At 68.9% G+C, this 25,447-nt stretch carries 25 protein-coding genes and 1 riboswitch; of the genes, 18 read left to right on the top strand and 7 right to left on the bottom strand.

What is annotated here, in order from left to right; translation table 11 throughout:
* The first annotated feature begins 35 nt into the window (after positions 1-35).
* Positions 36-243, top strand: a riboswitch (cobalamin riboswitch).
* Between the two features lie 95 nt (positions 244-338).
* The 11 genes from btuB (at position 339) to AT700_RS18825 (ending at position 11,136) form a co-directional block, all read left to right on the top strand.
* Positions 339-2,189: a TonB-dependent vitamin B12 receptor gene (gene btuB, locus AT700_RS18875; RefSeq protein WP_003111869.1), complete on the top strand. Its 1,851-nt coding sequence runs from the start codon at positions 339-341 to the stop codon at positions 2,187-2,189.
* A gap of 63 nt (positions 2,190-2,252) precedes the next feature.
* The gene (gene cobO, locus AT700_RS18870) at positions 2,253-2,864 is read left to right on the top strand and encodes a cob(I)yrinic acid a,c-diamide adenosyltransferase (RefSeq protein ID WP_003120513.1); all 612 of its coding nucleotides are present in this window, start codon (positions 2,253-2,255) and stop codon (positions 2,862-2,864) included.
* Between the two features lie 31 nt (positions 2,865-2,895).
* Positions 2,896-4,203, top strand: coding sequence for a cobyrinate a,c-diamide synthase (locus AT700_RS18865; RefSeq protein WP_003082590.1), 1,308 nt, complete (start codon positions 2,896-2,898; stop codon positions 4,201-4,203).
* Position 4,204: 1 nt separating this feature from the next.
* Entirely contained in the window at positions 4,205-4,861 is a 657-nt protein-coding gene (gene bluB, locus AT700_RS18860) for a 5,6-dimethylbenzimidazole synthase (protein ID WP_003082592.1), read from the top strand.
* On the top strand, positions 4,858-5,796 hold the full coding sequence (gene cbiB, locus AT700_RS18855) for an adenosylcobinamide-phosphate synthase CbiB (RefSeq protein ID WP_019371995.1): 939 nt from the start codon (positions 4,858-4,860) through the stop codon (positions 5,794-5,796). Before bluB ends, cbiB begins: the two co-directional genes overlap by 4 nt.
* Positions 5,789-6,784 (top strand): threonine-phosphate decarboxylase CobD, encoded by a 996-nt coding sequence (cobD, locus tag AT700_RS18850; protein WP_003112352.1) that lies wholly within the window; start codon positions 5,789-5,791, stop codon positions 6,782-6,784. Before cbiB ends, cobD begins: the two co-directional genes overlap by 8 nt.
* Positions 6,777-8,249: a cobyric acid synthase gene (locus AT700_RS18845; protein ID WP_003112353.1), complete on the top strand. Its 1,473-nt coding sequence runs from the start codon at positions 6,777-6,779 to the stop codon at positions 8,247-8,249. Before cobD ends, AT700_RS18845 begins: the two co-directional genes overlap by 8 nt.
* Complete coding sequence (gene cobU / locus AT700_RS18840; protein WP_048521205.1) at positions 8,242-8,763, top strand: bifunctional adenosylcobinamide kinase/adenosylcobinamide-phosphate guanylyltransferase; 522 nt, start codon at positions 8,242-8,244, stop codon at positions 8,761-8,763. Before AT700_RS18845 ends, cobU begins: the two co-directional genes overlap by 8 nt.
* Entirely contained in the window at positions 8,760-9,815 is a 1,056-nt protein-coding gene (gene cobT, locus AT700_RS18835) for a nicotinate-nucleotide--dimethylbenzimidazole phosphoribosyltransferase (RefSeq protein WP_023103323.1), read from the top strand. Before cobU ends, cobT begins: the two co-directional genes overlap by 4 nt.
* On the top strand, positions 9,812-10,396 hold the full coding sequence (gene cobC, locus AT700_RS18830; protein ID WP_003112355.1) for an alpha-ribazole phosphatase family protein: 585 nt from the start codon (positions 9,812-9,814) through the stop codon (positions 10,394-10,396). The genes cobT and cobC overlap by 4 nt, the downstream gene beginning before the upstream one ends.
* Before the next feature lie 2 nt (positions 10,397-10,398).
* The gene (locus AT700_RS18825) at positions 10,399-11,136 is read left to right on the top strand and encodes an adenosylcobinamide-GDP ribazoletransferase (protein ID WP_003082605.1); all 738 of its coding nucleotides are present in this window, start codon (positions 10,399-10,401) and stop codon (positions 11,134-11,136) included.
* On the opposite strand, the gene AT700_RS18820 is transcribed toward AT700_RS18825, so the two are convergent.
* Entirely contained in the window at positions 11,099-12,604 is a 1,506-nt protein-coding gene (locus tag AT700_RS18820; protein WP_003082607.1) for an MFS transporter, read from the bottom strand. The genes AT700_RS18825 and AT700_RS18820 overlap by 38 nt on opposite strands.
* 118 nt (positions 12,605-12,722) lie before the next feature.
* Between AT700_RS18820 and AT700_RS18815 the strand changes: the two genes are divergently transcribed.
* Entirely contained in the window at positions 12,723-13,283 is a 561-nt protein-coding gene (locus tag AT700_RS18815) for a TetR/AcrR family transcriptional regulator (RefSeq protein WP_003082609.1), read from the top strand.
* Between the two features lie 30 nt (positions 13,284-13,313).
* Here the strand turns inward: AT700_RS18815 and AT700_RS18810 are convergent, their stop codons facing one another.
* Complete coding sequence (locus AT700_RS18810) at positions 13,314-15,134, bottom strand: acyl-CoA dehydrogenase C-terminal domain-containing protein (RefSeq protein WP_003082611.1); 1,821 nt, start codon at positions 15,132-15,134, stop codon at positions 13,314-13,316.
* A 130-nt stretch (positions 15,135-15,264) separates the two neighbouring features.
* Between AT700_RS18810 and AT700_RS18805 the strand changes: the two genes are divergently transcribed.
* The 3 genes from AT700_RS18805 to AT700_RS18795 all read left to right on the top strand — a co-directional run bounded on the left by AT700_RS18805 (position 15,265) and on the right by AT700_RS18795 (position 17,706).
* Complete coding sequence (locus AT700_RS18805; RefSeq protein WP_003145315.1) at positions 15,265-15,714, top strand: MarR family winged helix-turn-helix transcriptional regulator; 450 nt, start codon at positions 15,265-15,267, stop codon at positions 15,712-15,714.
* Positions 15,715-15,787: 73 nt separating this feature from the next.
* On the top strand, positions 15,788-16,987 hold the full coding sequence (locus AT700_RS18800; RefSeq protein WP_003082619.1) for an MFS transporter: 1,200 nt from the start codon (positions 15,788-15,790) through the stop codon (positions 16,985-16,987).
* 164 nt (positions 16,988-17,151) lie between these two features.
* Complete coding sequence (locus AT700_RS18795; protein WP_003082631.1) at positions 17,152-17,706, top strand: glutathione peroxidase; 555 nt, start codon at positions 17,152-17,154, stop codon at positions 17,704-17,706.
* A gap of 58 nt (positions 17,707-17,764) precedes the next feature.
* On the opposite strand, the gene AT700_RS18790 is transcribed toward AT700_RS18795, so the two are convergent.
* The 3 genes from AT700_RS18790 to AT700_RS18780 form a co-directional block, all read right to left on the bottom strand.
* Positions 17,765-19,039 carry an outer membrane protein transport protein gene (locus AT700_RS18790; RefSeq protein ID WP_003082638.1) on the bottom strand — a complete coding sequence of 425 codons (1,275 nt, stop codon included), beginning with the start codon at positions 19,037-19,039 and terminating at the stop codon, positions 17,765-17,767.
* A gap of 205 nt (positions 19,040-19,244) precedes the next feature.
* Positions 19,245-19,724: a hypothetical protein gene (locus tag AT700_RS18785; protein ID WP_003082640.1), complete on the bottom strand. Its 480-nt coding sequence runs from the start codon at positions 19,722-19,724 to the stop codon at positions 19,245-19,247.
* A 221-nt stretch (positions 19,725-19,945) separates the two neighbouring features.
* Positions 19,946-20,539 (bottom strand): TetR family transcriptional regulator, encoded by a 594-nt coding sequence (locus tag AT700_RS18780; protein WP_003082643.1) that lies wholly within the window; start codon positions 20,537-20,539, stop codon positions 19,946-19,948.
* Between the two features lie 111 nt (positions 20,540-20,650).
* On the opposite strand from AT700_RS18780, the gene AT700_RS18775 reads away from it, so the two are divergent.
* Positions 20,651-21,490: an alpha/beta fold hydrolase gene (locus tag AT700_RS18775; RefSeq protein WP_003116035.1), complete on the top strand. Its 840-nt coding sequence runs from the start codon at positions 20,651-20,653 to the stop codon at positions 21,488-21,490.
* Positions 21,491-21,511: 21 nt separating this feature from the next.
* On the opposite strand, the gene AT700_RS18770 is transcribed toward AT700_RS18775, so the two are convergent.
* Both AT700_RS18770 and AT700_RS18765 read right to left on the bottom strand, forming a co-directional pair.
* Complete coding sequence (locus AT700_RS18770; RefSeq protein ID WP_003109274.1) at positions 21,512-22,366, bottom strand: sulfurtransferase; 855 nt, start codon at positions 22,364-22,366, stop codon at positions 21,512-21,514.
* Between the two features lie 300 nt (positions 22,367-22,666).
* Positions 22,667-23,728, bottom strand: a complete 1,062-nt coding sequence (locus tag AT700_RS18765) for an SMP-30/gluconolactonase/LRE family protein (RefSeq protein WP_003082649.1) — start codon at positions 23,726-23,728, stop codon at positions 22,667-22,669.
* Between the two features lie 140 nt (positions 23,729-23,868).
* Here AT700_RS18765 and rnd point away from each other — a divergent pair, with 140 nt between their 5' ends.
* Positions 23,869-24,993, top strand: a complete 1,125-nt coding sequence (gene rnd / locus AT700_RS18760; RefSeq protein WP_003086813.1) for a ribonuclease D — start codon at positions 23,869-23,871, stop codon at positions 24,991-24,993.
* A complete protein-coding gene (locus tag AT700_RS18755) occupies positions 24,990-25,283 on the top strand; it encodes a YcgL domain-containing protein (RefSeq protein ID WP_003082651.1) in 294 nt (97 codons plus the stop codon). Before rnd ends, AT700_RS18755 begins: the two co-directional genes overlap by 4 nt.
* Positions 25,284-25,447: the final 164 nt, after the last annotated feature.

The raw sequence follows: 25,447 nt of genomic DNA, 5'->3' as shown, positions 1-25,447 counted from the left end.
CGCCCACATTGACCGCGCAAGCCCCGAACCACTAAGCTGCGCGCCTTGCGACAGGTGCCCCGCAAGGGGTGAAACAGGGAAGCTGGTGCGTTCCGTCGGAACCAGGCCAGCGCTGCCCCGCAACGGTAGGCGAATCAGACAGCCGCTCGATGACCACTGTGCTCCGGCATGGGAAGGCGCGGCTGGAAGCGTCCAGCGCTTCGCTCGCGAGCCCGGAGACCGGCCTGACGCACCCACGGCATCGCGGAGGGCGCTGTCGGACGTCTCCTGCCGTCGCTTCGTCCTCCGTCTGCCTCAACCCAGGTCGCGCGGGTGAGAGCGACGGAGCAGCGTAGAGCATGAACAGAGTTTTCCTGACCCCGGCAGCCGTGGCGCTGTGCGGCGCGTCTTCCCTGAGCCTGGCCGAACCGGTCAGCCTTGCCGACCAGGTGGTGACCGCCACCCGTACCGCCCAGACCGCTTCCCAGAGCCTGGCGGCGGTGAGCGTCATCGACCGCGAGGATATCGAGCGCAGCCAGGCGCGCAGCGTGCCGGAGCTGTTGCGCCAGGTACCCGGCGTGTCGCTGGCGAACAACGGCGGTTTCGGCAAGAACACCACGCTGTTCCTGCGCGGCACCGAGTCCGACCATGTGCTGGTGCTGATCGACGGCATCAAGGTCGGCTCGGCCAGCGCCGGCCTCACCGCGTTCCAGGATTTGCCGGTGGAGCTGATCGAGCGCATCGAGGTGGTCCGCGGGCCGCGTTCCAGCCTGTACGGCTCGGAGGCCATCGGCGGGGTGATCCAGATCTTCACCCGGCGCGGCGACGGCCAGGGCGCCAAGCCGTTCTTCTCCGCCGGTTACGGCACCCATCAGACCCTGGAGGGTAGCGCCGGGGTCAGCGGCGGCGCCGGCAACGGCTGGTACAGCCTCGGGGTGAGCAGCTTCGATACGGCGGGGATCAATACCAAGCGCGCCGGTACTGCGGGCTATGAGCCAGACCGCGACGGCTACCGCAACCTGTCCGGCAACCTGCGCGGCGGCTATCGCTTCGACAATGGCCTGGAACTCGACGGCACCCTGCTCAGGGCCAAGTCGCACAACGACTATGACCAGGTCTTCGGCAACTCCGGTTTCAATGCCAACGCCGACGGCGAGCAGAACCTGGTCGGCGGCCGTGCCCGCTTCACTCCGTTCGATCCCTGGCTGGTGACCCTCCAGGCCGGGCGCAGCGAGGACAAGGCTGATGCCTATCAGGATGGCCGTTTCTACTCGCGCTTCGATACCCGTCGCGACAGCCTGTCCTGGCAGAACGACCTGACTCTGGCCGAAGGCCATGTGCTGACCCTCGGCTACGACTGGCAGAAGGACGAGATCAGCAGCAGCGAAGCCTTCAGCGTCGACTCGCGGCTGAACAAAGGCTGGTTCGCCCAGTACCTCGGCCGGTACGGTCGCCAGGATTGGCAACTGAGCCTGCGCCGCGACGACAACCAGCAGTTCGGCGTGCACGATACCGGCAGCGCCGCCTGGGGCTACGCGCTGAGCGACGCGCTGCGCTTCACCGTCAGCTACGGCACGGCGTTCAAGGCGCCGACCTTCAACGAACTCTACTACCCCGACTACGGCAATCCCGACCTGGACGCCGAGACTTCGCGCAGCCTGGAAGTCGGGCTGAGCGGTACGCATGGCTGGGGGCACTGGGCGGTGAATGCCTTCCGTACCAACGTCGACGACCTGATCGGCAACGATCCGCGTCCGGCGCCGGGGCGCCCCTGGGGGCAGCCGAACAACATCGACGAAGCGCGCATCCGTGGCGTCGAACTGGTCCTCGGCAGCCAGTGGCTGGGCTGGGACTGGAACGCCAACGCAACCTTCCTCGACCCGCAAAACCGTTCCGGCGGCGTCAACGACGGCAACGAGCTGCCGCGCCGGGCGCGGCGGATGTTCAACCTGGAACTGGACCGGCGCTTCGAGCGTCTTTCGCTGGGCGCCAGCGTGCACGCCGAAGGCCGACGCTATGATGACCCGGCCAACAAGGTGCGCCTGGGCGGCTACGCCACCCTCGACCTGCGCAGCGAGTACCGGCTGAACGACGAATGGCGCCTGCAGGGCCGGATCGCCAACCTGTTCGGTGCCGACTACGAAACCGCGTATGGCTACAACCAGCCTGGCCAGGCGGTCTACCTCAGCGTGCGCTACCAGGCCCTGTGAGTCCGGGTATTTCGAATGAACGAGGCGACGGCGCGGCCGCGTCGCCGCAAGGAGTGATCGACGATGAACGAATCCCCCGAGAAGGACCAGCGCCACCGCGAGCGGATGGAGCGCAAGAAGGCCGTGATTGACGAGAAGATCGCCCAGGCCCGCGACGAACGCGGCGTGCTCCTGGTGCATAGCGGCAACGGCAAGGGCAAGAGCAGCTCGGCCTTCGGCATGGTCGCGCGGGCCCTGGGCCATGGCATGAAGGTCGGCGTTGTGCAGTTCATCAAGGGCGCCGCCAGCACCGGCGAGGAAGCCTTCTTCCGGCGCTTCCCCGAGGAAGTCAGCTACCACGTGATGGGCGAGGGCTTCACCTGGGAGACCCAGGACCGCCAGCGCGACATCGCCAAGGCCGAGGCAGCCTGGAAGGTCGCCGCGCAATTGCTGGCCGACCCGGACGTGGGCCTGGTGGTGCTGGACGAATTGAACATCGCCCTCAAGCACGGCTACCTGGAACTGGACAGGGTCCTCGCCGACATCCAGGCGCGCCCGGCCATGCAGCATGTGGTGGTGACCGGCCGCGGCGCGCAGCCGGGGATGGTCGAGGCCGCCGACACGGTGACCGAGATGAGCCTGGTCAAGCACGCGTTCAAGGCCGGGATCAAGGCGCAGAAAGGAGTGGAATTCTGATGCCGGCGCCATGCGCGGAGACGCTTCGCCCATGACCCAGGCACGCTGTCCGGCCCTGCTGATCGCCGCCCCGGCCTCCGGCCAGGGCAAGACCACCGTCACCGCCGCCCTGGCCCGCCTGCATGCGCGCCAGGGGCGGCGGGTGCGGGTGTTCAAGTGCGGGCCGGACTTCCTCGACCCGATGATCCTCGCCCGCGCCTCCGGCGCGCCGGTCTACCAGCTCGACCTGTGGATGGTCGGCGAGGCCGAAGCGCGACGCCTGCTGGCGCGGGCCGCCGGCGAGGCCGACCTGATCCTCATCGAAGGGGTGATGGGCCTGTTCGATGGCAACCCCTCGGCGGCAGACCTGGCGCGGCGTTTCGGCGTGCCGGTGCTGGGGGTGATCAACGGCGCGGCGATGGCCCAGACCTTCGGCGCGCTAGCCTACGGCCTGGCGCATTTCCAGCCGGACCTGCCGTTTTCCGGAGTGCTCGGCAACCGCGTCGGCAGCCAGCGCCACAGCGACATCCTGCGCGATTGCCTGCCGCCCGGCATGCGCTGGTTCGGCGGCCTGCCGCGCTCGGCCGAATTCGAACTGCCGAGCCGCCACCTGGGCCTGGTCCAGGCCGAGGAACTGGCCGATCTCGATGCGCGCCTGGACGCCGCCGCCGACGCCTTGCGGGCCAGCGCCGAGACCGACCTGCCGGAGCCGGTGACCTTCGAGGTGCCCGCTCCGGCGCCGCTGCAACGCAGCCTGGAAGGCGTGCGCATCGGCGTGGCTCGCGATGCCTCGTTCGCCTTCCTCTACCAGGCCAATCTCGACCTGCTGCGCGAACTCGGCGCCGAACTGGCGTTCTTCTCGCCGCTGCAGGACCAGGCGTTGCCCGCCGTGGACAGCCTGTACCTGCCGGGCGGCTACCCCGAACTGCACCTGGGGCGCCTGCAGGGCAATCGCGCCATGGCCGAGGCGATCCGAGCCCACCATGCCGCCGGCAAGCCGCTGCTGGCCGAGTGCGGCGGCATGCTCTACCTGCTCGACTGCCTGGAAGACGCCGACGGCGAGCGCGGCGAACTGCTCGGCCTGCTGCCGGGCCGGGCGCGCCTGCAGAAGCGCCTGACCGCCCTGGCCTTGCAGGAGGTCGAGCTGCCGGAAGGGCGGCTGCGCGGGCATACCTTCCATCACTCGACCCTCGACTGCGCCGTCGAGCCTCTGGCCCGTGGCGTCTGCCCGAACGGCCGGAACACGGCGGAGGCGGTGTTCCGTCTTGGCCGGCTGACGGCTTCCTATATCCATTTCTACCTGCCTTCCAACCCGCAGGCCGCCGCTGCGTTGCTGGCGCCCGCGCGAGACGCCGACTGACATGTCCGATTCTTCCCACGCCTTCAGCGCCACGGAGCGCGCCGCCGTCTACCGGGCCATCGCCGAGCGCCGCGATATGCGCCACTTCAGCGGCGGCAGCGTGGCGCCGGAGCTGCTCGCGCGGCTGCTGGAGGCCGCACACCAGGCGCCCAGCGTTGGCCTGATGCAACCCTGGCGCTTCATCCGTATCACCGAGCCGGCGTTGCGGCGGGCCATCCACGGGCTGGTCGAGGAGGAACGCGGACGCACCGCCGAAGCCCTCGGCGAGCGCTCCGACGAGTTCATGCGGCTCAAGGTCGAGGGCGTGCTGGATTGCGCCGAACTGCTGGTCGCCGCCCTGATGGACGACCGCGAACGCCATGTGTTCGGTCGCCGGACCCTGCCGCAGATGGACCTGGCGTCGCTCGCCTGCGCGATCCAGAACCTCTGGCTGGCCAGTCGCGCCGAGGGCCTGGGGATGGGCTGGGTATCGCTGTTCGATCCGGCCGCGCTGGGCGAGTTGCTCGGCCTGCCGCCCGGCAGCGAGGCGGTGGCGGTGCTCTGCCTGGGCCCGGTGGCGGAGTTCTACCCGGCGCCGATGCTGGCGCTGGAGGGTTGGAGCGAACCGCGTCCGCTGGCCGAGCTGGTCTACCAGAACCGTTGGGGCGAGCGAGCATGAGCGCACTGCTGGGTATCCTCGGCGTGGTGCTGGATGCGCGCTTCGGCGAGCCGCAGGGCTGGCACCCGCTGGTCGCCTTCGGCCGCCTGGCCGACCGCCTGGAGCGCCGTTTCAACCGCTCGCGCCTGGCCGGCGAGGGCGATCCCGGGGTCGGCTGGCGCAGCCATGGGGTGACCGCCTGGGTCCTCGCGGTACTGCCGCTGACCCTGCTGGCCTGGGCGCTCGCTGAACTTCCCTACCTCGGCTGGCTGGTCCAGGCCCTGGCGCTGTACGCCGCGCTCGGCCTGCGCAGCCTCGGCGAGCACGCCGAACCGGTGGCGCTGGCCTTGCGCGCCGGCGACCTGGACGAGGCGCGGCGACGTGTCGGCTACCTGGTCAGCCGCGATACCCGCGAACTGGACCAGGCCGGGGTCGCCCGCGCGGCCACCGAGTCGGTACTGGAGAACGGCAGCGACGCGGTCTACGCCGCCCTGTTCTGGTTCGCCGTGGCCGGCGCGCCGGGGGTGGTGCTGTATCGCCTGAGCAATACCCTGGACGCGATGTGGGGCTACCGCAACGCGCGCTTCGAGCGCTTCGGCTGGGCCGCGGCGAAGATCGACGACATCCTCAACTACCTGCCGGCGCGGCTGGTGGCGCTGACCTACGCGCTGCTCGGCGACACCCGCCAGGCCCTGCGCTGCTGGCGCGAGCAGGCGCCGCAATGGGACAGCCCCAACGCCGGCCCGGTGATGGCCGCCGGCGCCGGTGCGCTGGGGGTTTCCCTGGGCGGCGCGGCGATCTACCACGGCGAGTTGCACCAGCGGCCGCTCCTCGGCAGCGGCCCGCAGCCGCAGGGCCGCGACATCTATCGGGCCCTGGCGCTGGTGCGCCAGGGCGTGCTGCTCTGGCTGCTGGTGCTGGCCGGACTCTGGGCCATGGGGTGGCTGCATGCTTGAACACGGAGGGCGGTTGCGCGAGGCGGCGCGCCGTTACGACATTCCGCTGGCGGACTGGCTGGACCTGTCCACCGGCATCGCGCCCTGGCCGTTTTCGCTGCCGGCGATCCCCGAGCAGGCCTGGACCCGCCTGCCGGAGAGCGACGACGGCCTGGAAGCCGCCGCCTGCCTCTACTACGGCGCCGAACGGGTATTGCCGCTGGCTGGCAGCCAGGCGGCGATCCAGGCCCTGCCGAGGATGCGGCGGGGCGGGCGGGTCGGCGTCCTGTCGCCGTGCTATGCCGAGCACGCCCACGCCTGGCGCCAGGCCGGGCACCTGGTGCGGGAGATCGGCGAGGCCGAGGTCGAGCCCTATCTCGACAGCCTCGACGTGCTGCTGGTGGTCAACCCGAACAACCCCACCGGGCGGGTCTTCGAGCCCGCCGAGCTGCTGGCCTGGCATGCCCGCCTGCAACGTCGCGGCGGCTGGCTGCTGGTCGACGAGGCGTTCATGGACTGCACCCCGCAGTCGAGCCTGGCGGCCTGTAGCAACCGACCCGGATTGATCGTGCTGCGCTCGTTCGGCAAGTTCTTCGGCCTGGCCGGTGCGCGGCTCGGCTTCGCCCTCGGCGAACGGCCGCTGTTGCAGGCGCTGGCCGAGCAGCTCGGTCCGTGGACGGTCAATGGCCCGGTGCGCCATGTGGCCCAGAGCGCCTTGCGCGACCGCCAGCAACAGCGCCAGCAGCGCGAGCGCCTGCTGGCCGCCAGCCAGCGCCTGGAGGAACTGCTGCGCCGCCACGGCTGGCCGCCGGCGGGCGGCAGCGCGCTGTTCCAGCGCCTGGTCGATCCACGCTGCGCGGCGTTGCACGACTACCTGGCGCGGCGCGGCATCCTCACCCGCCAGTTCGAGCAGCCGGCCAGCCTGCGCCTCGGCCTGCCCGCCGACGAGGCCGCCTGGGCCCGGCTGGATGCCGCGCTGCTCGGCTTCAAGGAGCCTGCTCATGAGTGATCGCGGACGGACCCTGATGGTCCAGGGCACCACCTCGGACGCCGGCAAGAGCACCCTGGTGACCGCGCTGTGCCGCTGGCTGGCCCGGCGCGGCGTCGCGGTGGTGCCGTTCAAGCCGCAGAACATGGCGCTGAACAGCGCGGTCACCGCCGACGGCGGCGAGATCGGCCGCGCCCAGGCGGTCCAGGCCCAGGCCTGTCGGCTGGCGCCGCACACCGACATGAACCCGGTGCTGCTCAAGCCGAACACCGACATCGGCGCCCAGGTGATCATCCATGGCCGCGCGGTGACCAGCATGGACGCCGCCGCCTACCACGACTACAAGCGCGTGGCGATGGAAGCGGTGCTGGCTTCCCATGGGCGGCTCGCCGCCGCCTACCGGGTGGTGATGGTGGAGGGCGCCGGCTCGCCGGCGGAGATCAACCTGCGCGCCAACGACATCGCCAACATGGGCTTCGCCGAAGCGGTGGATTGCCCGGTTATCCTGGTCGCCGATATCGACCGCGGCGGGGTCTTCGCCCACCTGGTCGGCACCCTGGAACTGCTCTCCGACTCGGAGCGGGAGCGGGTCAAAGGCTTCGTCATCAATCGCTTCCGCGGCGACATCGCCCTGCTGCAACCCGGCCTCGACTGGCTGGAGGCGCGCACCGGCAAGCCGGTGCTCGGCGTGCTGCCCTATGTCAGCGACCTGCACCTGGAGGCGGAGGACGCCATCGACACGCGCCAGGCGGCCAAGGTCGGGCCGCGCCTGAAGGTGGTGGTGCCGGTGCTGCCGAGGATCAGCAACCACACCGATTTCGATCCGCTGCGCCTGCACCCCCAGGTCGAGTTGAGCTTCGTCGGCCCCGGCCAGGCGCTGCCGTCGGCGGACCTGATCGTCCTGCCCGGCTCGAAGAGCGTGCGCGCCGACCTCGCGGCGCTGCGCGAGCGCGGCTGGGACGAGGCGATCCTCCGTCACCTGCGCTACGGCGGTCGCCTGCTGGGGATCTGCGGCGGCCTGCAGATGCTCGGCGAGCGCCTGCACGATCCGCTCGGCCTGGAAGGCGCGGCCGGCAGCAGCGCTGGCCTCGGCCTGCTGGCGTTGGAAACGACCCTTGAGGCGGACAAGCAATTGCGCAACGTACAGGGCCGCCTGAGCCTGGAGGATGCGCCGCTGTCGGGCTACGAGATCCATGCCGGGGTCACCCGTGGCGAGGCCCTGGCGCGGCCGGCGGTGGTGCTCGACGATGGCCGCGCGGATGGTGCCCGTAGCGTCGACGGGAACGTCATGGGCACCTACCTGCACGGCCTGTTCGAATCCACCGCGGCCTGTTCGGCGCTGCTGCGCTGGGCCGGCCTGCGCGAGGTCCAGGCGGTGGACTACCAGGCCTTGCGCGAACGCGACATCGAGCGGCTCGCCGACCTGGTCGAGCGCCACCTGGATACCGGGCGATTGCTCGCCCTCTGCGGAGAACCCCATGCGTGACCTGATCCTTGGCGGCGCCCGTTCCGGCAAGAGCCGCCTGGCCGAGCGCCTGGCCGCCGAGAGCGGGCTGGCGGTGAGCTACATCGCCACCGCCCAGGCCGGCGACGGCGAAATGGGCCGGCGCATCGCCGAGCACCGCGCGCGCCGCCCGGCCCACTGGCGAACCCTGGAGGAGCCTCTGGCGCTGGCGGCGACGCTGCGCAGCGAGGCCGAGGCCGGACGCTGCCTGCTGGTCGACTGCCTGACCCTGTGGCTGACCAACCTGCTGCTCTGCGACGATCCCCAGCGTCTCGACGGCGAGCGCGAGGCGCTGCTGGAATGTCTCGGCGCGCTGCCGGGACGGATCATCCTGGTCAGCAACGAAACCGGGCTCGGCGTGGTGCCGCTGGGCGAACTCAGCCGGCGCTACGTCGACGAGGCCGGCTGGCTGCACCAGGCCATCGCCAAACGCTGCGAACGGGTGACCTTCACCGTCGCCGGCCTGCCCATGCCGTTGAAAGGAGAACCGCTATGAGTCTGCAATGGTGGCGCGACACCTGCCGCGAGGCGGACCCGCAGATGCGCCGGCGCGCGGCCGAACGCCAGGACCGGTTGACCAAGCCGCGCGGCTCGCTGGGCCGCCTGGAGCAAGTGGCGATCGACCTGGCGGCGTTGCAGGGGCGCGAACGACCGAGCCTGGAGAGGATCTGGGTGACGGTCTTCGCCGGCGACCACGGGGTAGTCGCCGAGGGCATCTCGGCCTATCCGCAGGCGGTCACCGGCGAGATGCTGCGCAACTTCGTCCGCGGCGGCGCGGCGATCAGCGTGCTGGCGCGCGAACTCGGCGCCGGCCTGGAGGTGGTCGACCTGGGCACCGCGTTCCCCCTGGAAGCCTTGCCCGGCGTGCGTCACCTGCGCCTGGCGGCGGGCACCGCGAACTTCGTCGAGGCCCCGGCGATGGGCGCCGAACAGTGCCTGCTGGCGCTCGAGGCCGGGCGCGAAAGCGTGCGCCGCGCCGAGCAGGCCGGCAGCCAGCTGTTCATCGGCGGCGAGATGGGCATCGGCAATACCACCGCGGCGGCGGCCATCGCCTGCGCGCTGCTGGATGCGCCGGCGAGCGCGCTGGTCGGGCCGGGAACCGGGCTGGACGCCAGCGGCGTGGCGCACAAGGCCGCGGTGATCGAGCGTGCCCTGGCCCTGCACGGCGCCCATCGCGCCGACCCCTTCGAAACCCTCCGCCGTCTCGGTGGCCTGGAGATCGCCGCGCTGGCCGGCGCCTACCTGGCCTGCGCGCAGAAAGGCATGGTCGCCCTGGTCGACGGCTACATCTGCAGCGTCGCGGCGCTCTGCGCGGTGCGCCTGAACCCGGCCTGCCGCGACTGGCTGCTGTTCGCCCACAGCGGTGCCGAGCCGGGCCATCGGCATGTGCTCGAAGCCCTGGCGGCGCAACCGCTGCTCGACCTCGGCCTGCGCCTGGGCGAGGGCAGCGGCGCGGCGCTGGCGGTGCCGCTGCTGCGCCAGGCCTGCGCGCTGCACGCGGGGATGGCGACCTTCGCCGAAGCGGCGGTCTCGGACCGCCCGGCATGAGCCTGCGCCTGGACCTCCTGCGGCATGGCGAAACCGAGTCCGGCGGCGGTTTCCGCGGCAGCCTCGACGACGCCTTGACCGCGCGTGGCTGGGCGCAGATGCGCACGGCGGTGGAAGGCGGACGCTGGGACCTGCTGGTCAGCTCGCCATTGCAACGTTGCCGCGCCTTCGCCGAGGAACTGGCGCAGCGCCAGGGGATCGAGCTGGAACTGGAAAACGATCTGCGCGAACTGCATTTCGGCGCTTGGGAGGGGCGCTCGGCGGCCGCCCTGATGGACGGCCACAGCGAGGCGCTCGGCCGCTTCTGGGCCGATCCCTACGCCTTTACCCCGCCGGGCGGCGAGCCGCTGTCCGAGTTCGAGGCGCGGGTGCTGGCCGCCCAGCGACGCCTGCGCCAGCGTCATGCCGGCCGTCGTGTGCTGCTGGTGACCCATGGCGGCGTCATACGCCTGTTGCTCGCTCGCGCCCGTGGCCTGCCGCGCGAGCACTTGCTGCAGGTGGACGTCGGTCATGGCGCACTGTTCGGCCTGCGCGCCGGAGAGGGCGACGATCGCTGGCACGAATGCCGGGAAGGGGAATAGCCATGCGCGAAGCCTTGCGCTCACTGCTGGTCGCCTTGCAGTTCCTCACCCGCCTGCCGGTGCGCCTGTCGGCGATGCCGACGCCGGAACAGTTCGGCCGCGCGGTGCTCTGCTATCCACTGGTCGGGGTGCTGATCGGCGTCGTGCTGTACGCCGCGGCGCGGTCGCTCGACGGTACGCCGCCGCTGTTGCAGGCAGCCTTGCTGCTGAGCCTGTGGGTAGCGCTGAGCGGCGCGCTGCACCTGGACGGCCTGGCCGACATGGCGGACGCCTGGATCGGCGGGCTGGGCGACCGCGAGCGGACCTTGGCGATCATGAAGGACCCGCGCAGCGGCCCGGTGGCGGTGGTGGTCCTGGTACTGGTCCTGTTGTTGAAGTTCTCCGCCCTGGCGGCGCTGCTCGGCCAGGGCGAGGCCGGGTTGTTGCCGCTGGCCCCGTGGCTGGCGCGCAGCAGCCTGCCGCTGCTGTTCCTGACCACGCCCTACGCGCGCCCCGGCGGCCTCGGCCAGGCCATCGCCGAGCACCTGCCGGCGCGCAGCCTGCCGTGGGTGCTGGGGGTGAGTTTCGGCCTGGCCCTGGCGTTCGGCCTGGCCGGCCTGCTGGCGTTGCTGGTGACGCTGATGCTCTTCGCCTGGCTGCGCAGCCGTTTCCTCGCGCGCCTCGGCGGCACCACCGGGGACACCGCCGGCGCGCTGGTCGAACTTACCGAGTGTGCGGTGCTGGTGGCGCTGGCTCTGTAGCCGGACGCGGCTGGCGCAGGACCGCCATGGCGCTGAGGAAGAGCAGCGCGGCGGCGGCCAGCAGCACGGCGACGAAGGCCTGGTCGAAAGCCTGCCGGGCAAGCTCGACGAGCCGCGACGCGACCTCCGGCGCCAGGCCCTCGGCGACCAACAGGGCGTCGTCGAGGCTGTCGCGGACCCGCGCCGGCAGCTCGGCCGAGGGCAGCCTCAGCGACATCCCGTAGACGAAACTCATCAGGCTGCCGAGCAGGGTCACGCCGATCACCCCGCCCAGTTCGTAGGACACGTCCTCGATGGCGGCCGCCATTCCGGAACTCTGTTCGTCCACGTTGAGCATCACCGCGGTGGAGGCGGCGGTCATCGCGCCGCCGAAGCCGACGCCGAGCAGCACCAGGCTGGCCAGTTGCGCTCCGGTGGCGGCCTGGTAGGACAGGGCCAGGCCGAGCAATCCGGCGCTGCCGAGCAGCAGGGAGGCGCACATCACCCGGTTCTCGCCCCAGCGCGGCACCAGCCAACCGGCCAGCGGCCCGACCACCAGCGAGGCCAGCGGGATCGGCAGGACGAACAGGCCGGCCTTCAGCGGCGTCAGGCCCTGCACCAGTTGCAGGTGCTGGCTGAACACCAGTTCCATGCCGACCAGCGCCATGGTCGCCACCAGGGCCACCGCGACGCCGCGGGCGAAGCGCCGGTTGCGGAACAGCGCGAAGTCGATCATCGGTTCGCGGGCGCGGCGCTGGCGGCGGACGAACAGGTACAGGCAGAGCATGCCGCCGAGCGCGGCCAGGACGGCCAGCCCGAAGTCCGGGGCGCGTGTGCTGAGTTCCTTGATCGCATACACCACCCCGACCAGGCCGAACATCACCTGCAGCGAGCCGAGGGCGTCCCATGGTCGCCGTGACTGGCCGCCGCAGGCCGGGATGGCCGGCAGCGCCAGCAACAGGGCGATGGCCACCACCGGGACGTTGATGAGGAACACCGAGCCCCACCAGAAGAACTCCAGCAGCACGCCGCCGACCACCGGCCCCAGCGCCGCGCCGGCAGAGGCGACGGAGGCCCAGATGCCGATGGCCAGGGCGCGTTCGCGTTCGTCCTGGAAGACATGGCGGACGATCGACAGGGTCGCCGGCATCATCAGCGCCGCGCCCACCGCCAACCCGGCGCGGGCGGCAATCAGCGCCGCGGCGCTGGGGGCGAAGGCGGCGCACAGCGAGGCCAGGCCGAACAGCGGCAGGCCGGCGAGGAACAGCCGCTTGTGGCCAAGGCGGTCGCTGAGCAAGCCGGCGCCGGGCAGCAGGCCGGCGACCACCAGCGGATAGGCGTTGACGATCCAGAGTTTCTCCGCGGCCGTCGCGCCGAGGTCGTGGGTCAGGCGCGGCAGGGCCGTGTAGAGCACGGTCATGTCGATGATGATGAGGAACAGGGCGCTGGAGACGATGGCCAGGACCAGCCAGCGGTTCTGCCGGAACATGGGATAACCTCTGTGGCGAACGGTTCTTCGCTCGCCGTGGATAACGGGAATTGCGCGCCACAGGCGGACGCGTGAAAATATAAATACATACGTATGGATTTAAACTCAAGAGGTAGCCATGGGACGCCGACGAACGATCGACCGCGACCAGTTGCTCGATGCCGCCGAGGCGGTGATCGCCCGCGAGGGCGCGGCCGGCCTGACCATCGATGCGGTGGCGAAGGAAATGGGCATCACCAAGGGCGGCGTGCAGTACTGCTTCGGTACCAAGGACGCGCTGATCGACGCGATCTTCGAGCGCTGGGGCAAGGCCTACGACAGCCTGTTCGAAGCGGTGGCGGGGAAGCAGCCGACGCCGCTGACGCGGGTTCGCGCGCATGCCGAGGCGACCCAGCGTTCGGACGAGTTGTCCAGCAGCAAGGCGGCGGCGCTGATGGCGGCGCTGATCCAGACGCCCGAGCACCTGGAGGGCAGCAACCAGTGGTATCGCAGCCGGTTGGAAGGCCTGGACCTGTCCGCACCCGAGGGGCGCCGTGCGCGCCTGGCGTTCCTGGCGGTGGAGGGCGCCTTCATGTTGCGCTACTTCCGCCTGATGGACATTGGCCAGGAGGAATGGGACTCGATGCTCGACGACGTTCGTGCGTTGTTGCTGACGGCGGCTGGCGCCAGCGGAGACTGAGGCTCCGCTGGCGCGCTGCGGGTGGTCGCCTCAGTCGAAGGCGAAGTGCTCGCTCTTCAGGTCCATGATCGAACCGGTCGGCTTCGCCATCGCCGCCGCGTGGCCCTTGGCGCGCGGAAGCAGGCGGGCGAAGTAGAACTCGCTGGTGGCGATCTTGGCCTTGTAGAAGTCCGCCGACTCGCTGCCGCCCTGGCGCAGTCGCCGGCGCGCAGCGGCTTCCTGGAGGGCCCAGGAATAGGCCAGCGTGGCGTAGCCGGAGAACATCAGGTAGTCGTGGCTGGCGGTGCTCACCAGATCGCGTTGCTTGCGCGCGCTGAGGGCAATGCGCAGGGTCAGCAGGTTCCATTGGGCGCAGAGCTTGAGCAGCACCAGGGCGCGGCCGCGCATGCGCGGCTCGTTCTTCAGCAGGTCGACGGCGAACCGGGCCACGCCCCTGGTGAAGTCGCGCACGGCCTTGCCCTGGGTCATCAGCAGGACCTTGCGGCCGAGCAGATCGAGGGCCTGGATGCCGGTGGTGCCTTCGTAGAGGGTGGCGATCCGCGCGTCGCGGACGATCTGCTCCATGCCGTGTTCGCGGATATAGCCGTGGCCGCCGAACACCTGCATGCCGAGGTTGGCGCTTTCCAGGCCGAGTTCGGTCAGGCAGCCCTTGAGGATCGGCGTGAGGAAGCCGAGCTTGTCGTCCCAGCGTTCGTACTCGGCGTCGTCGTTGCTGAGGATGCCCTGGATCATCCGGTCGGCGTACTGGGTGGCCAGGTAGACCAGCGCCCGGCCACCTTCGGCGATGGCCTTCTGGGTCAGCAGCATGCGCCGCACGTCGCCGTGGTGCATCAGGCTGTCGGCGACCTGGTCGGGTTCCTTGGTCCCGGAGAGCGCGCGCATGGAGCGGCGTTCGCGGGCGTAGGCGAGGGCGCCCTGGTAGGCCAGCTCGGCGGTGGCCACGCCCTGGATGGCGGTGCCGATGCGGGCGCTGTTCATGAAGGTGAACATGCATTCCAGGCCCTTGTTCGGCGGTCCGATGAGGAAGCCGGTGGCGCCGTCGAAGTTCATCACGCAGGTGGCCGAGGCCTTGATCCCCATCTTCTTCTCCAGCGCGCCGCAACTCACGCCGTTGCGCGGGCCGAGCGCGCCTCCTTCGCCGGGAAGGAACTTGGGCACGATGAACAGGGAAATGCCGCGGGTGCCCTTCGGTGCGTCCGGCAGGCGGGCGAGGACGATGTGGACGATGTTCTCGGTCAGGTCGTGTTCGCCGGAAGAGATGAAGATCTTCGTCCCGCTGATGGCGTAGCTACCGTCGGGGTTGGCCTCGGCGCGGGTCTTCACCTGGCCGAGATCGGTGCCGCACTGCGGCTCGGTGAGGCACATGGTGCCGCCCCAGCGGCCCTCGGTGAGCGGAACCAGGTAGGTCTGCTTCTGTTCCTCGGTGCCGTGCTGCATCAGGGTGTTCATCGCGCCGAGGGAGAGGCCGGGATACATGGAGAACGGCCAGTTGGCGGTGCCCATCATCTCCTGCTTGAGCGCGCCGAGGCTCATCGGCAGGCCCTGGCCACCGTACTCCACCGGGTGCGAGAGGCCCTGCCAGCCGCCGGCGACATAGGCCTCGTAGGCTTCCTTGTAGCCCTTCGGCGTCCGTACTTCGCCGTTCTCCAGGTGGCAGCCTTCCTCGTCGCCGCTGTGGTAGAGCGGGGCGATCACTTCCTCGCAGAGCTTCGCGCATTCGCCGAGGATCGCATCGACCATGTCCGGCGTGGCTTCGGCTCCGTTGACCAGGTTGCGGTAATGCTCGGGGAAATCGAAGACTTCGTTGAGCAGGAAGCGCGTGTCGCGCAGCGGGGCTTTGTAAACGGGCATGGCTACCTCGGCGATGGATGGAGGGCGCCGGGTGCTCCCGGTCGCCGCTGACAGCGCGAGTTATAGGCCAGCGCCCGGCGTCCGGCCTTGGCAGGGGCAACAGACGGCGTTGGCAGTTCGGACAATCCGCTTGACCGTCGAGAAGTACGGGTATATACACGCATCCATGCTACCGACCCAATGCCTCTGTACCAAACTGCGTCGCGCCGCCCGCAGCGTTTCCCGCTTCTACGACGAGGCGCTGGCCGATACCGGCCTCAAGGTGGCGCAGTTTTCCCTGCTGCGGCACCTGCGGCGCCTGGACCGGCCGAGCATTTCCGAACTCGCCGAAGCCATGGGACTCGACCGCAGCACCCTCGGTCGCAACCTGCGGGTGCTGGAAGGCGACGGCCTGCTGCGCCTGACCGGTGGCGAGGACCAGCGCAACCGCCTGGTCGAGCTGACGCCTGCCGGGCTGGATGCCCTGGAGCGCGGAACGCCGGCCTGGGAAGACGCGCAGCGGCGTCTCGCCGGGCGCCTTGGCGAGGAGCGCAGCGGCGCCTTGGCGGCGTTGCTGGTGGAACTGGAGCGACTGGACTGACAACCGACGAAGCCTCTCGCCGAGGCGCTTCGTTCACGATAAAGCGGGTATATACCCGTAGATGGAGCGACCCATGCCGCGTGCCGCCTTCTGGATCCTGCTGTCCGGAGCCCTGATCCTCGCCCTGTCCCTCGGCGTGCGACATGGCTTCGGCCTGTTCCTCGCGCCGATGAGCGCCGACTTCGGCTGGGGCCGCGAAGTCTTCGCCTTCGCCATCGCCTTGCAGAACCTGGTCTGGGGCCTGGCCCAGCCGTTCACCGGGGCGCTCGCCGACCGCTACGGCGCGGCGCGGGCGGTGCTGGTGGGGGGCCTGCTGTACGCCCTCGGCCTGGTCCTGATGGGACTCTCGCAGTCGGCCACCGGGCTGTCGCTGAGCGCCGGCCTGCTGATCGGCCTGGGCCTTTCCGGCACCTCGTTCTCGGTGATCCTCGGCGCCGTCGGCCGCGCAGTGCCGGCGGAGCAGCGCAGCATGGCGATGGGTATCTCCAGCGCGGCCGGCTCCTTCGGCCAGTTCGCCATGCTGCCCGGTACCCTCGCCCTGATCGGCTGGCTGGGCTGGTCCTCGGCCCTGCTCGCCCTGGGCCTGCTGGTGGCGCTGATCGTGCCGCTGGCCGGGCTGATGAAGGATCGCCCGTTGCCGCCGCAGGGCCATGAACAGAGCCTCGGCGAAGCGCTGCGCGAGGCCTGCGCGCATTCCGGGTTCTGGCTGCTGGCGCTGGGCTTCTTCGTCTGCGGCTTCCAGGTGGTGTTCATCGGCGTACACCTGCCGGCCTACCTGGTCGACCAGCACCTGCCGGCGCAGGTCGGCACCACGGTGCTGGCGCTGGTCGGGCTGTTCAACGTGTTCGGCACCTACATCGCCGGCTGGCTCGGCGGGCGCTGGTCGAAGCCGCGCCTGCTGACCGCGCTGTACCTGGTGCGCGGGGTAGTGATCGTGCTGTTCCTCTGGCTGCCGCTGAGCGTCTACAGCGCCTACGCCTTCGGCGTGGCCATGGGGCTGCTGTGGCTGTCCACGGTGCCCCTGACCAACGGCACCGTGGCGACCCTGTTCGGCGTGCGCAACCTGTCGATGCTCGGCGGCATCGTGTTCCTCTTCCACCAGTTGGGCGCCTTCCTCGGCGGCTGGCTGGGCGGGGTGGTCTACGACCGCACCGGCAGCTACGACCTGGTCTGGCAGTTGTCGATCCTGCTAAGCCTGCTCGCGGCGCTGCTCAACTGGCCGGTGCGCGAGCGTCCGGTGGCGCGCCTGCAGGTGGCCGGAGGCGCGGCGTGAAGCTGGCCTGGCTGCTCGCCGCCGGGGCGCTGCTGGGACTCGCCTGGTGGGGCTGGCAGCGTGGCGGACTGGCGCTGCTGGAACTGGGCATGGGCGCATGCTGATAGGTGGCGATAGGCGCGGGGAAGGGTAAGCTGGGACATTCGTCGCCAAGGAGCCATTCCATGAAACCTCGCGTGCTGTTGTCCGTCCTGGCGCTCGCCGGGCTGCCGCTGAGCGGCTGGGCCGCCGATTGCCCGGAACTGTTGCAGGGCCAGTTGACCAAGCTGCGTTCCAAGGAAAGCATCGATCTTTGCCAGCGTTACGCCGGCAAGCCGCTGGTGGTGGTCAACACTGCCAGCCACTGTGGCTTCACCCCGCAGTTCAAGGGGCTCGAGGCGCTCTACCAGCGTTACAAGGGGCAGGGCCTGGAAGTGCTCGGGGTACCTTCCGACGACTTCAAGCAGGAAGCCGCGGATACCGCCGAGACCGCGAAGATCTGCTATGGCAACTACGGCGTGACCTTCGCCATGACCCAGCCGCAGCACGTGCGCGGCGACGAGGCGATCCCGCTGTTCCGCCAGTTGGCCGAGCAGAGCGGCCAGGCGCCGCGCTGGAATTTCTACAAGTACGTGGTGGATCGCCAGGGCAGGGTGGTCGCGCAGTTCTCCAGCAAGACCACCCCGGACGATCCGCAGCTCCAGGCCGCCATCGAGAAGGCCATCGCCAGCCAGCCCTGAGGGTCGGCCAGGCATGAAAAAGCCGGGCATTGCCCGGCTTCTTCGTTGGCGCGTGCGATCAGAAACGATAGGTGACCTGGGCGGTCAGGCCATGCGCGCTGTTGTCGTACTTGGCGCTGTAGGCCGGCTGCAGGGCGCTGCCTTCCTGGTTGACGCCGGCGGTGGTTTCCCACAGGTAGGCGTAGGCCACGTCGACGGTCAGGTCCTGGTTCGGCGACCAGCCGGCACCGACGGTGAAGACCTTGCGGTCGCCCACCGGGATGCGCACGTTGCGGTCCTCGTTGGAGGTCGGCGACGGCTCGTAGGCAAAGCCGGTGCGCAGCACCCACTCCGGGGTGGCCTGGTAGGAGGTACCTACCGAGAAGGACCAGGTGTCGCGCCAGTTCAGGTCTTCGCCGATGGTGTTGAAGCCCAGGGCCTGGCCGAGCGCCGGTACGCCGCTGTTGCGCACCTCGATCTTCTCCAGGCGGCTCCAGCGGGTCCAGACGGCGCCCAGGTAGCCCGTCCACTTGTCGTCGAACTTGTGGGTGATGGAGGTATCCACCGATTCCGGCAGGGTGATGTCCAGCTTGGCATCGTACTTGCCGTTCAGGCCCAGGGCACCCGGAGCGTTCTTCACTTCGGTGTTGCCGCCCAGGTGGTACTTGACCTTGGAGTGGTAGGTCAGGCCCCAGGTGGTGTCGTCGGTCAGGTCGACCATCACGCCGACGTTGTAGCCGATGGCGGTGTCGTCGCCCTTGATGTTGATCTTGGTATCGCCGTTGCTGCCGAGCAGGCCATTGGTGGCCAGGGTGTTCTTCAACTGGCCGTCGATGCGGTTGAAGGTCGGACCGAAGCCGACGGAAACCTTGTCGTTGATCTTCCAGGCGATGGTCGGCTGCACGGTGATCACCTGCACCTTGCTATAGGAGCCGTGGGAGCTGCCCATGAAGCCGTTTTCGTAATCGTTGATGATGCCGTAGGGCACGTAGATGCCCAGGCCGAAAGTGAAATCTTCGTTGATCGGCGTGGAGAAGTAGCCGAACGGTACGGCGGCCAGCGGTACCGAGTCGCCCTTGTTGCTGCCCTGGGCGGTGCTGTGGGCCTGGCTGATGTCGTCCTTGGCCTTGACGATGGCCAGACCGCCGCTGACTTCGGTGCGTTTCAGCTTGGACAGGCCGGCCGGGTTGCCGTAGATGGTGCTGGCATCGAGCGCGGACGAGGCGCGGCCGGCGTAGGCGGTGCCGGCGCCGCTGGCGCTCTGTTCGTTGATGGCGATGCCGTTGGCGAGGGTGTAGGTGGAGACAGCGCTAATGGTCAGTGCGAGAGAGGTTTTAAACCATATTGTTTTCATTGTTGGAGCAACTCCTGTGTATAACGGCGCGCAAACTACCAAGATTCCCAGACCGGCGCCAGTGTTCCGAAGTTCCGCAGGGTGCGGAACAGAGCGGTTGGCTCCGGTGCCAGTGAAGCGAAGGTAGCGCAACCGTTCGTGTCTGTATGTAAAAAATTTTCTGACCGGTTGGTCTGTTTCGGACGCGGGATTTTTCCATTCGCCGTCAGGCGACCTGGCTGAGGCTGCCGATGCAGCGTTGCCAGGCGTCGATGAACTCGTGCAGGCGACCGTGCGGCTGGAATACCTGGCGCCACACGCGAGCCTGGGCGAGGTGGTCGTGCTGGTCGGGCAGTGGCAGTCGCGCGGCTTCCACCAGCGACCAGGCGATGGCCGTGCTGTAGCGCAGGTTCACCGTCAGTTCCAGGTGCGGCGCGGCGAGGAAGGCATGCTGGCTGGCCAGGCCGCGGACCCGGCTGGCGCGCTCCGGGTCCAGCGCCAGGTATTGGTCCCAGAGCTGCTGGTGGCGTTCGCTGGCGATCCGGTACAGGCCGTGGCCACGGCGGTCGTCGAGGGCGCTCCCCAGCGCCGACTGGCAGGCCGCCGCGCCCAGCAGCAGCGCTTCGGCGGCGGGGCTGTGGCAGGACAGGTAGTCCAGGGTCGGGCGTATCACGTGCTGGCAAAGATCGTTGGCGGAAATACCCATGACGGCCTCGCGCAAGGTGGATCGGCGGGGCCGGGCAGTTTGGCAGCTTCTATTCCGATGGCCCCGCCGATAGCGGACTTAGCCGCTTGATTTGAAGTGTAGTGAAACAAGTCAGCTGTAAAGGACTGTTTTTAAATTGTTTCCAGCTTTAGAGAACAGCTGATATGCCCGCTGGAAATTAAACCGGCGCGTCCTTGCTTCGCTTGTGCTGGGCGGCATTCTCAGCCCCTGCGCAGGCTGTAGAGGAAGTCGCGGATGATGGCTTTCACTTCATTGGCCGCTTGCCGCTTGTTGCGTGCATCGCGAAGACTCATCGCGGCCTGGGTAAGGAAGCCGTAGAGCTGGCCGACCAGGGTTTCCCGGCGGTAGTCCTTGAGTTCGCCACTGGCCGCCAGTTCGTCCACCAGGCGCCCGACGTAGCGCAGCGTGTGGCGCGAGTCGATGCGTTTCCATCGCTCCCAGCCGACGACCGTGATCACCTCCTGCAGCGACAGTTGCCGCTTGCCGCGCGCCATCACGCTGTCGATGAAGGCCTCGGCCAGTGCGGCGGCCTCCGCCCACTTGTCGACATGCGCCGGCACCCTGTCCAGGTCCTCGGCGATCGTCCGTACCTGGCGTTCGTAGCATTCGGCGAGCAGTTCCTGCTTGCTGCCGAAGTGGTGGTAGAACGCGCCCTTGGTCACGCGCGCCTCGCGGGCGATGGCGTCGATGGAGACTCCGCCATAGCCATGTTCGATGAAGGCGGAGAGGGCGCTTTCCAGCAGTGCCTCGCGGGTCGCCTCGGCATTTTCCTGCTGCCTGCTCTTGACATTCATACTGTTGCCTTCTTACATACCGTCGGTATGTTCATGCTAGCACGCCTGGCGATCCGTCGAGCATTGCGTCCGTCACGGCTGCTCGAACCCACACGGCAAAGGAGAGCGCGAATGAGTACCGCAGTGGAGATCGCCTGCCGTGACGGTGTGCGCCTGGCCGGCGACCACTTCCCGGCCGTCGGCGATGCGCAGGGGAGCATCGTGGTGGCCTGCGCGCTCGGCGTCAGGCGCGCCTTCTACCAGCGCTTCGCCGTCCTGGCCGCGGCTTCCGGCTACGAGGTGCTGTTGTTCAGCTACCGCGGCAGCGAAGGCGACGACCCTGCCGTGGCTAGCTATCGCCTGGCCGACTGGGGACGCGAGGACATCGATGCGGCGCTGGCCTGGTGCCGAGCGCGCGCGCCGGAGCTACCGCGCTATTTCGTCGGCCACAGCATCGGCGCGCAGTTGCTCGGTCTGGCTGGTCAGGCCAGCGGATTGAGCGGCGCCGCGTTCGTCGCCGGTTCGTTTCCGTACTGGAGGCGCTGGCGAGGCAGGCAGCGCTGGCAGATGTTCGGCCTGTTCTGCGTAGCGGTGCCGCTACTGACCGGACTGCTCCGACGCTTTCCCAGTCGTTTCTTCGGCCTCGGCAGCCTGGATATGCCGAGTCATTTCATGCGCGACTGGGCGCGCTGGGTGCGGCAGCCGGACTACCTCCTGGCACCGCGCTTCGGATTGCAGCGGCAGGGTTACGAGGCGCTGGACATCCCCGTCGCCAGCTTCCTGTTCGAGGACGACGACTACGTGCCGTGGGCTGCGGCGGAAAAGCTTCACCAGGTCTATGCCGCGGCGCACCTGGAGTTGCGTCGCAAGGGACGGGCCGAGGGGGCAGTCGGGCATTTCGGGCTGTTCCGCAACGAGGCGTTGCAGAAGGAGTTGCTCGACTACTTCAGGAAGCTGCCCGACGCGGCGTAAGCCGCGTCCGAGCGTATGGCGTCAGTCGCCGGTGGCGACCGGGCGGCGCGGGTCGGTGATCCACTCGCTCCACGAGCCGGCGTAGAGGCGCGGAAGCGGGAAGCCGGCGAGGCTCAGGGCGAACAGGTTGTGGCAGGCGGTGACGCCGGAGCCGCAGTAGGCGACCAGCTCGTCCACCGGGCGACCGCGCAACAGGGCGGAGAACCGCTGGTGCAATTGTTCCGGCGGAAGGAAGCGGCCGTCGCTGCCAAGGTTGTCGGTGAAGGCGGCGCACTGGGCACCGGGAATGTGCCCGGCGACCGGATCTATGGGCTCGACTTCGCCACGGAAGCGCGGCTGCGCGCGAGCATCGAGCAGCGCCAGTCCGGGTTGGCCCAGTTGGGCCTGGAGGGTGGCGGCGTCGATCAGCAGCGAGGCATCGGGCTGGCCCTGGAAATCGCCGGGTCGAAGACTGCTTTCGCCATTGGTCAGTGCCAGCCCCGCAGCCTTCCAGGCCGCCAGGCCGCCATCGAGGAGGTAGACCCCATCGCGCTTGCCCAGCCAATGCAACAGCCACCAGGCGCGGGCGGCGAATGCGCCGGGGCCGTCGTCGTAGAGCACCACCTGGCTATCCTGGCGCAGGCCCCAGGCTTGTAGCTTGAGCGCTAGCTCGGCGGGATCCGGCAGCGGATGGCGACCGGTCACGCCCTTGCGCACGGGAGCGGAAAGATCCCGTTCGAGGTCGGCGAAATGCGCGCCGGGAATGTGGTTCTCCTGATAGACGCGGGCACCGTAGGACGGGTCTTCGAGGGCGAAACGGCAGTCGAGGACCAGCAGGTCGGGTTCGCTGAGGCGGGCGGCCAGTTGTTGCGCGGTCAGCAGTTGGGCGGACGACATCGCGGACTCCTTGGGTCGGGAAGCAAAGCCGGTGGCGAATGGGTGGATCATGCCCCTTGGACCGCGTCGCGTCATCCCGGCGTCGCGCGGCGAGGCGGAGAAATGGCGAAAGGAAAGGGCTGGCTCCAGGCGAGGAAGATTCCTACTCGGTCATCAGCCTCGCCCGGCAGCGGGGGATTTGTCCAGACATGCAGAATCGGCTCGTTCCGAGATACCCGCTCCTGTGTTCTATCCCTCGGGACGCTTGTCCGATTGGCTTGGCCCGACGCTTGCGCCGGGCTTTTTTTCGCCTCGGCTTTTTCAGGGAATCGCCAGACGGCCGATCCGATCGTTTTCCAGGCTGCCGAAGTAGAGCTGGTCGCCCACCGGCTTCGCCGAGGTGATCATGCGCAGGTGGTGGCCGCTGGTGTCGTGCAGGCTGCGGACGATCCTGCCCTGTTCGTCGATGGCGATGACCAGCCCGTAGGCGGTCGGCTTGGGCAGGAACATGCGCGGCAGCTTGGCCAGCTGCGCCTTCAGCCAGGGATGCCGGTGGAGGAAGTCGGCGTCGGCCTTGCGCGGGGTCGGCAGGGCCACCCAGAAGGTACCCTTGCGGTCGCCCTGGAGGTTGTCCGGCAAGCCCGGCAGGTTGTCGATGAACACCTCGTGCTGGCCAGCCTTCTCGCCTTTCAGCCAGTAGCGGGTGATGCGATAGCGGTAGGTCTCGTTGACCAGTACGAAGTCCTCGTTTGCCGAGAGTGCCACGCCATTGGCGAAGTACAGGTCCTTGAGCAGCACCTCGGTCTTGCCGGTGGACGGGTCGTAGCGCAGCAGGCGGCCGTGCGGTCGGGCCTCGAGCAGGTCGAGGATGTAGTCGGGCTGGTGGAACTTGCTGGAAGCGTCGCTGAAGTAGATGCGGCCGTCGCTGGCGATGTCGAGGTCGTCGGTGAAGGCGAAGGGGACACCGTCGGCCTCGGTGGCGAGGGTTTCCACCTTGCCCTGCGGATCGATGCGCAGCAGGCCTTTCCAGGCATCGGCGAGGATCAGGTTGCCGGCGGCATCGAAGTCCATGCCCAGCGGGCGGCCGCCGGTGTCGACGAAGGTCTCGACCTTGCCGCTGGCGTCCAGGCGTACCACGCGGCCGTCGGCGAGACCGGCATAGACGCGGCCCTGGCTGTCCACGGCGGTGTCCTCGGGGCCGTGCAACTGGCCCTGGCCAAGCAGCTCGGCCTTCATCAGGGTGTCGTTGGGTTCGAGGACCCCGGTCATCTGCGGAGCGGCCGGAGCATCCCAGGCGAGCGGGTCGATCGGGCTGGTCTTCAGGGCCAGGTAAAGAGCCGCGCCAGCCAGCAGGAGGACGATTATTCCGCTGAGCTTCTTCATGCAGTTCCCTTGTTCGGATTGTCGGACAAAGGGCGGAGTATGGACATTCGCTACGCTCATCGGCAAGCGCGGTGCCGAGCGGAATGCTCGCATGGCGCCAGGCTCTATATAATGCGCCGCACTTGACCAAGGAGATGTTCGTGACCGCGCCCGAAATCCAGTGGATCCGCGATGATGCCAGCCTGGCGCAGCAATGCCGGGAATGGCGCACACAGCCGTACCTCGCGCTCGATACCGAGTTCATGCGCGTCGATACCTTCTATCCCGCGGCCGGTCTGGTGCAGGTGGGCGATGGCCGGCAGGAGTGGCTGATCGATCCGCTGCTGATCCAGGACTGGAGCCCCTTCGCCGAGCTGCTCGAAGACGAGCGGGTGGTGAAGGTGCTGCATGCCTGCAGCGAAGACCTCGAGGTGTTCCTGCGCCTCACCGGCAGCCTGCCGGTGCCGCTGTTCGATACGCAGTTGGCCGCCGCCTATCTCGGCATGGCCCATTCGATGGGCTACTCGAAGCTGGTGAAGGAGGTGCTGGACATCGACCTGCCCAAGGACGAGACCCGTTCCGACTGGTTGCAACGGCCGCTCACCGAGATGCAGATGCGCTACGCCGCCGACGACGTCCAGCACCTCGCCCAGGTCTACCTGGCCCTGGATGCGCGGCTGAGCGAGGAGAAACGCGCCTGGCTGCTGGAGGACGGCGCCGAACTGGTCGCCAACCTCTGCCGCGAGAGTGATCCGCGCGAGGCCTACCGCGAGGTCAAGCTGGGTTGGCGGCTGCGTCCGCAGCAACTGGCGGTGCTCCGCGAACTCTGCGCCTGGCGCGAGGAGCAGGCACGCCTGCGCAACCGGCCGCGCAACCACGTGCTGCGCGAACGTACCCTGTGGCCGCTGGCGCGCCTGCTGCCGAAGAACAAGACCGACCTGGCGGCGATCGAAGACATGCATCCGCGCACCGTGCGCCAGGACGGCGACTTCCTCATCGAACTGATCGCCCAGGCTGCGCGCCTGCCGCAGAGCGAATGGCCCGAGGCGCTGCCCGAGCCGCTGCCGCCGGAGGTCACCCCGCTGCTCAAGAGCCTGCGCGCCATCGGCCAGCGCGAAGCGGAGACCCTGGGCATGGCGCCTGAGCTGATGCTGCGCAAGAAGATCCTCGAGGCACTGCTCAAGAGCGGCTATCCCGACGGTCCCTACGAACTGCCCGATTCCCTCCGCGGCTGGCGCCGCGAACGCATGGGCCAGGCCCTGCTGGACGCCCTGGAGAGCGCATGAAACGAATCTGTTCCGTCTACAAGAGCCCGCGCAAGAACGAGATGTACCTCTACGTCGACAAGCGCGAGGCGTTGAGCCGCGTACCCGAGGCCCTGCTGGTGCCGTTCGGCGCGCCGCAACATGTCTTCGACCTGCTGCTCACCCCCGAGCGCCAACTGGCCCGCGAGGATGTCGCCAAGGTCCTGGAGAACATCGAGAAGCAGGGCTTCCACTTGCAGATGCCGCCGGGCGAAGAAGAGTACATCGAGCATCTCCCGGAAGAGTTGCTGCGCATGAACGACCCGCTCTGACGCGAGCCGTACCCCGCTGGCGCCGGCTTCCCGGCGCCACTTTCACGACGTGAAACCCGCTCTGTGCAAGGTTGCGCCTTCGGTGCATGATGTCCGCAAGATGTCGCACGATAGCGGAACCCCTGGCAGCGACCGTGGTCTACCAGCGCCAAACCTGCTGCTCT

Source organism: Pseudomonas aeruginosa, assembly GCF_001457615.1.
Taxonomy (GTDB): Bacteria; Pseudomonadota; Gammaproteobacteria; order Pseudomonadales; family Pseudomonadaceae; genus Pseudomonas; species Pseudomonas aeruginosa.
The sequence above is the reverse complement of the archived record's forward strand: the minus strand, read 5'-3'. Positions and strand labels throughout refer to the sequence as shown.

Bases quoted from the DNA above. Each gene is read 5' to 3' on its own strand.
- btuB (WP_003111869.1), top strand. From the start codon at position 339: ATGAACAGAGTTTTCCTGACCCCGGCAGCCGTGGCGCTGTGCGGCGCG.
- cobO (WP_003120513.1), top strand. From the start codon at position 2,253: ATGAACGAATCCCCCGAGAAGGACCAGCGCCACCGCGAGCGGATGGAG.
- AT700_RS18865 (WP_003082590.1), top strand. From the start codon at position 2,896: ATGACCCAGGCACGCTGTCCGGCCCTGCTGATCGCCGCCCCGGCCTCC.
- bluB (WP_003082592.1), top strand. From the start codon at position 4,205: ATGTCCGATTCTTCCCACGCCTTCAGCGCCACGGAGCGCGCCGCCGTC.
- cbiB (WP_019371995.1), top strand. From the start codon at position 4,858: ATGAGCGCACTGCTGGGTATCCTCGGCGTGGTGCTGGATGCGCGCTTC.
- cobD (WP_003112352.1), top strand. From the start codon at position 5,789: ATGCTTGAACACGGAGGGCGGTTGCGCGAGGCGGCGCGCCGTTACGAC.
- AT700_RS18845 (WP_003112353.1), top strand. From the start codon at position 6,777: ATGAGTGATCGCGGACGGACCCTGATGGTCCAGGGCACCACCTCGGAC.
- cobU (WP_048521205.1), top strand. From the start codon at position 8,242: ATGCGTGACCTGATCCTTGGCGGCGCCCGTTCCGGCAAGAGCCGCCTG.
- cobT (WP_023103323.1), top strand. From the start codon at position 8,760: ATGAGTCTGCAATGGTGGCGCGACACCTGCCGCGAGGCGGACCCGCAG.
- cobC (WP_003112355.1), top strand. From the start codon at position 9,812: ATGAGCCTGCGCCTGGACCTCCTGCGGCATGGCGAAACCGAGTCCGGC.
- AT700_RS18825 (WP_003082605.1), top strand. From the start codon at position 10,399: ATGCGCGAAGCCTTGCGCTCACTGCTGGTCGCCTTGCAGTTCCTCACC.
- AT700_RS18820 (WP_003082607.1), bottom strand. From the start codon at position 12,604: ATGTTCCGGCAGAACCGCTGGCTGGTCCTGGCCATCGTCTCCAGCGCC.
- AT700_RS18815 (WP_003082609.1), top strand. From the start codon at position 12,723: ATGGGACGCCGACGAACGATCGACCGCGACCAGTTGCTCGATGCCGCC.
- AT700_RS18810 (WP_003082611.1), bottom strand. From the start codon at position 15,134: ATGCCCGTTTACAAAGCCCCGCTGCGCGACACGCGCTTCCTGCTCAAC.
- AT700_RS18800 (WP_003082619.1), top strand. From the start codon at position 15,788: ATGCCGCGTGCCGCCTTCTGGATCCTGCTGTCCGGAGCCCTGATCCTC.
- AT700_RS18795 (WP_003082631.1), top strand. From the start codon at position 17,152: ATGAAACCTCGCGTGCTGTTGTCCGTCCTGGCGCTCGCCGGGCTGCCG.
- AT700_RS18790 (WP_003082638.1), bottom strand. From the start codon at position 19,039: ATGAAAACAATATGGTTTAAAACCTCTCTCGCACTGACCATTAGCGCT.
- AT700_RS18785 (WP_003082640.1), bottom strand. From the start codon at position 19,724: ATGGGTATTTCCGCCAACGATCTTTGCCAGCACGTGATACGCCCGACC.
- AT700_RS18780 (WP_003082643.1), bottom strand. From the start codon at position 20,539: ATGAATGTCAAGAGCAGGCAGCAGGAAAATGCCGAGGCGACCCGCGAG.
- AT700_RS18775 (WP_003116035.1), top strand. From the start codon at position 20,651: ATGAGTACCGCAGTGGAGATCGCCTGCCGTGACGGTGTGCGCCTGGCC.
- AT700_RS18770 (WP_003109274.1), bottom strand. From the start codon at position 22,366: ATGTCGTCCGCCCAACTGCTGACCGCGCAACAACTGGCCGCCCGCCTC.
- AT700_RS18765 (WP_003082649.1), bottom strand. From the start codon at position 23,728: ATGAAGAAGCTCAGCGGAATAATCGTCCTCCTGCTGGCTGGCGCGGCT.
- AT700_RS18755 (WP_003082651.1), top strand. From the start codon at position 24,990: ATGAAACGAATCTGTTCCGTCTACAAGAGCCCGCGCAAGAACGAGATG.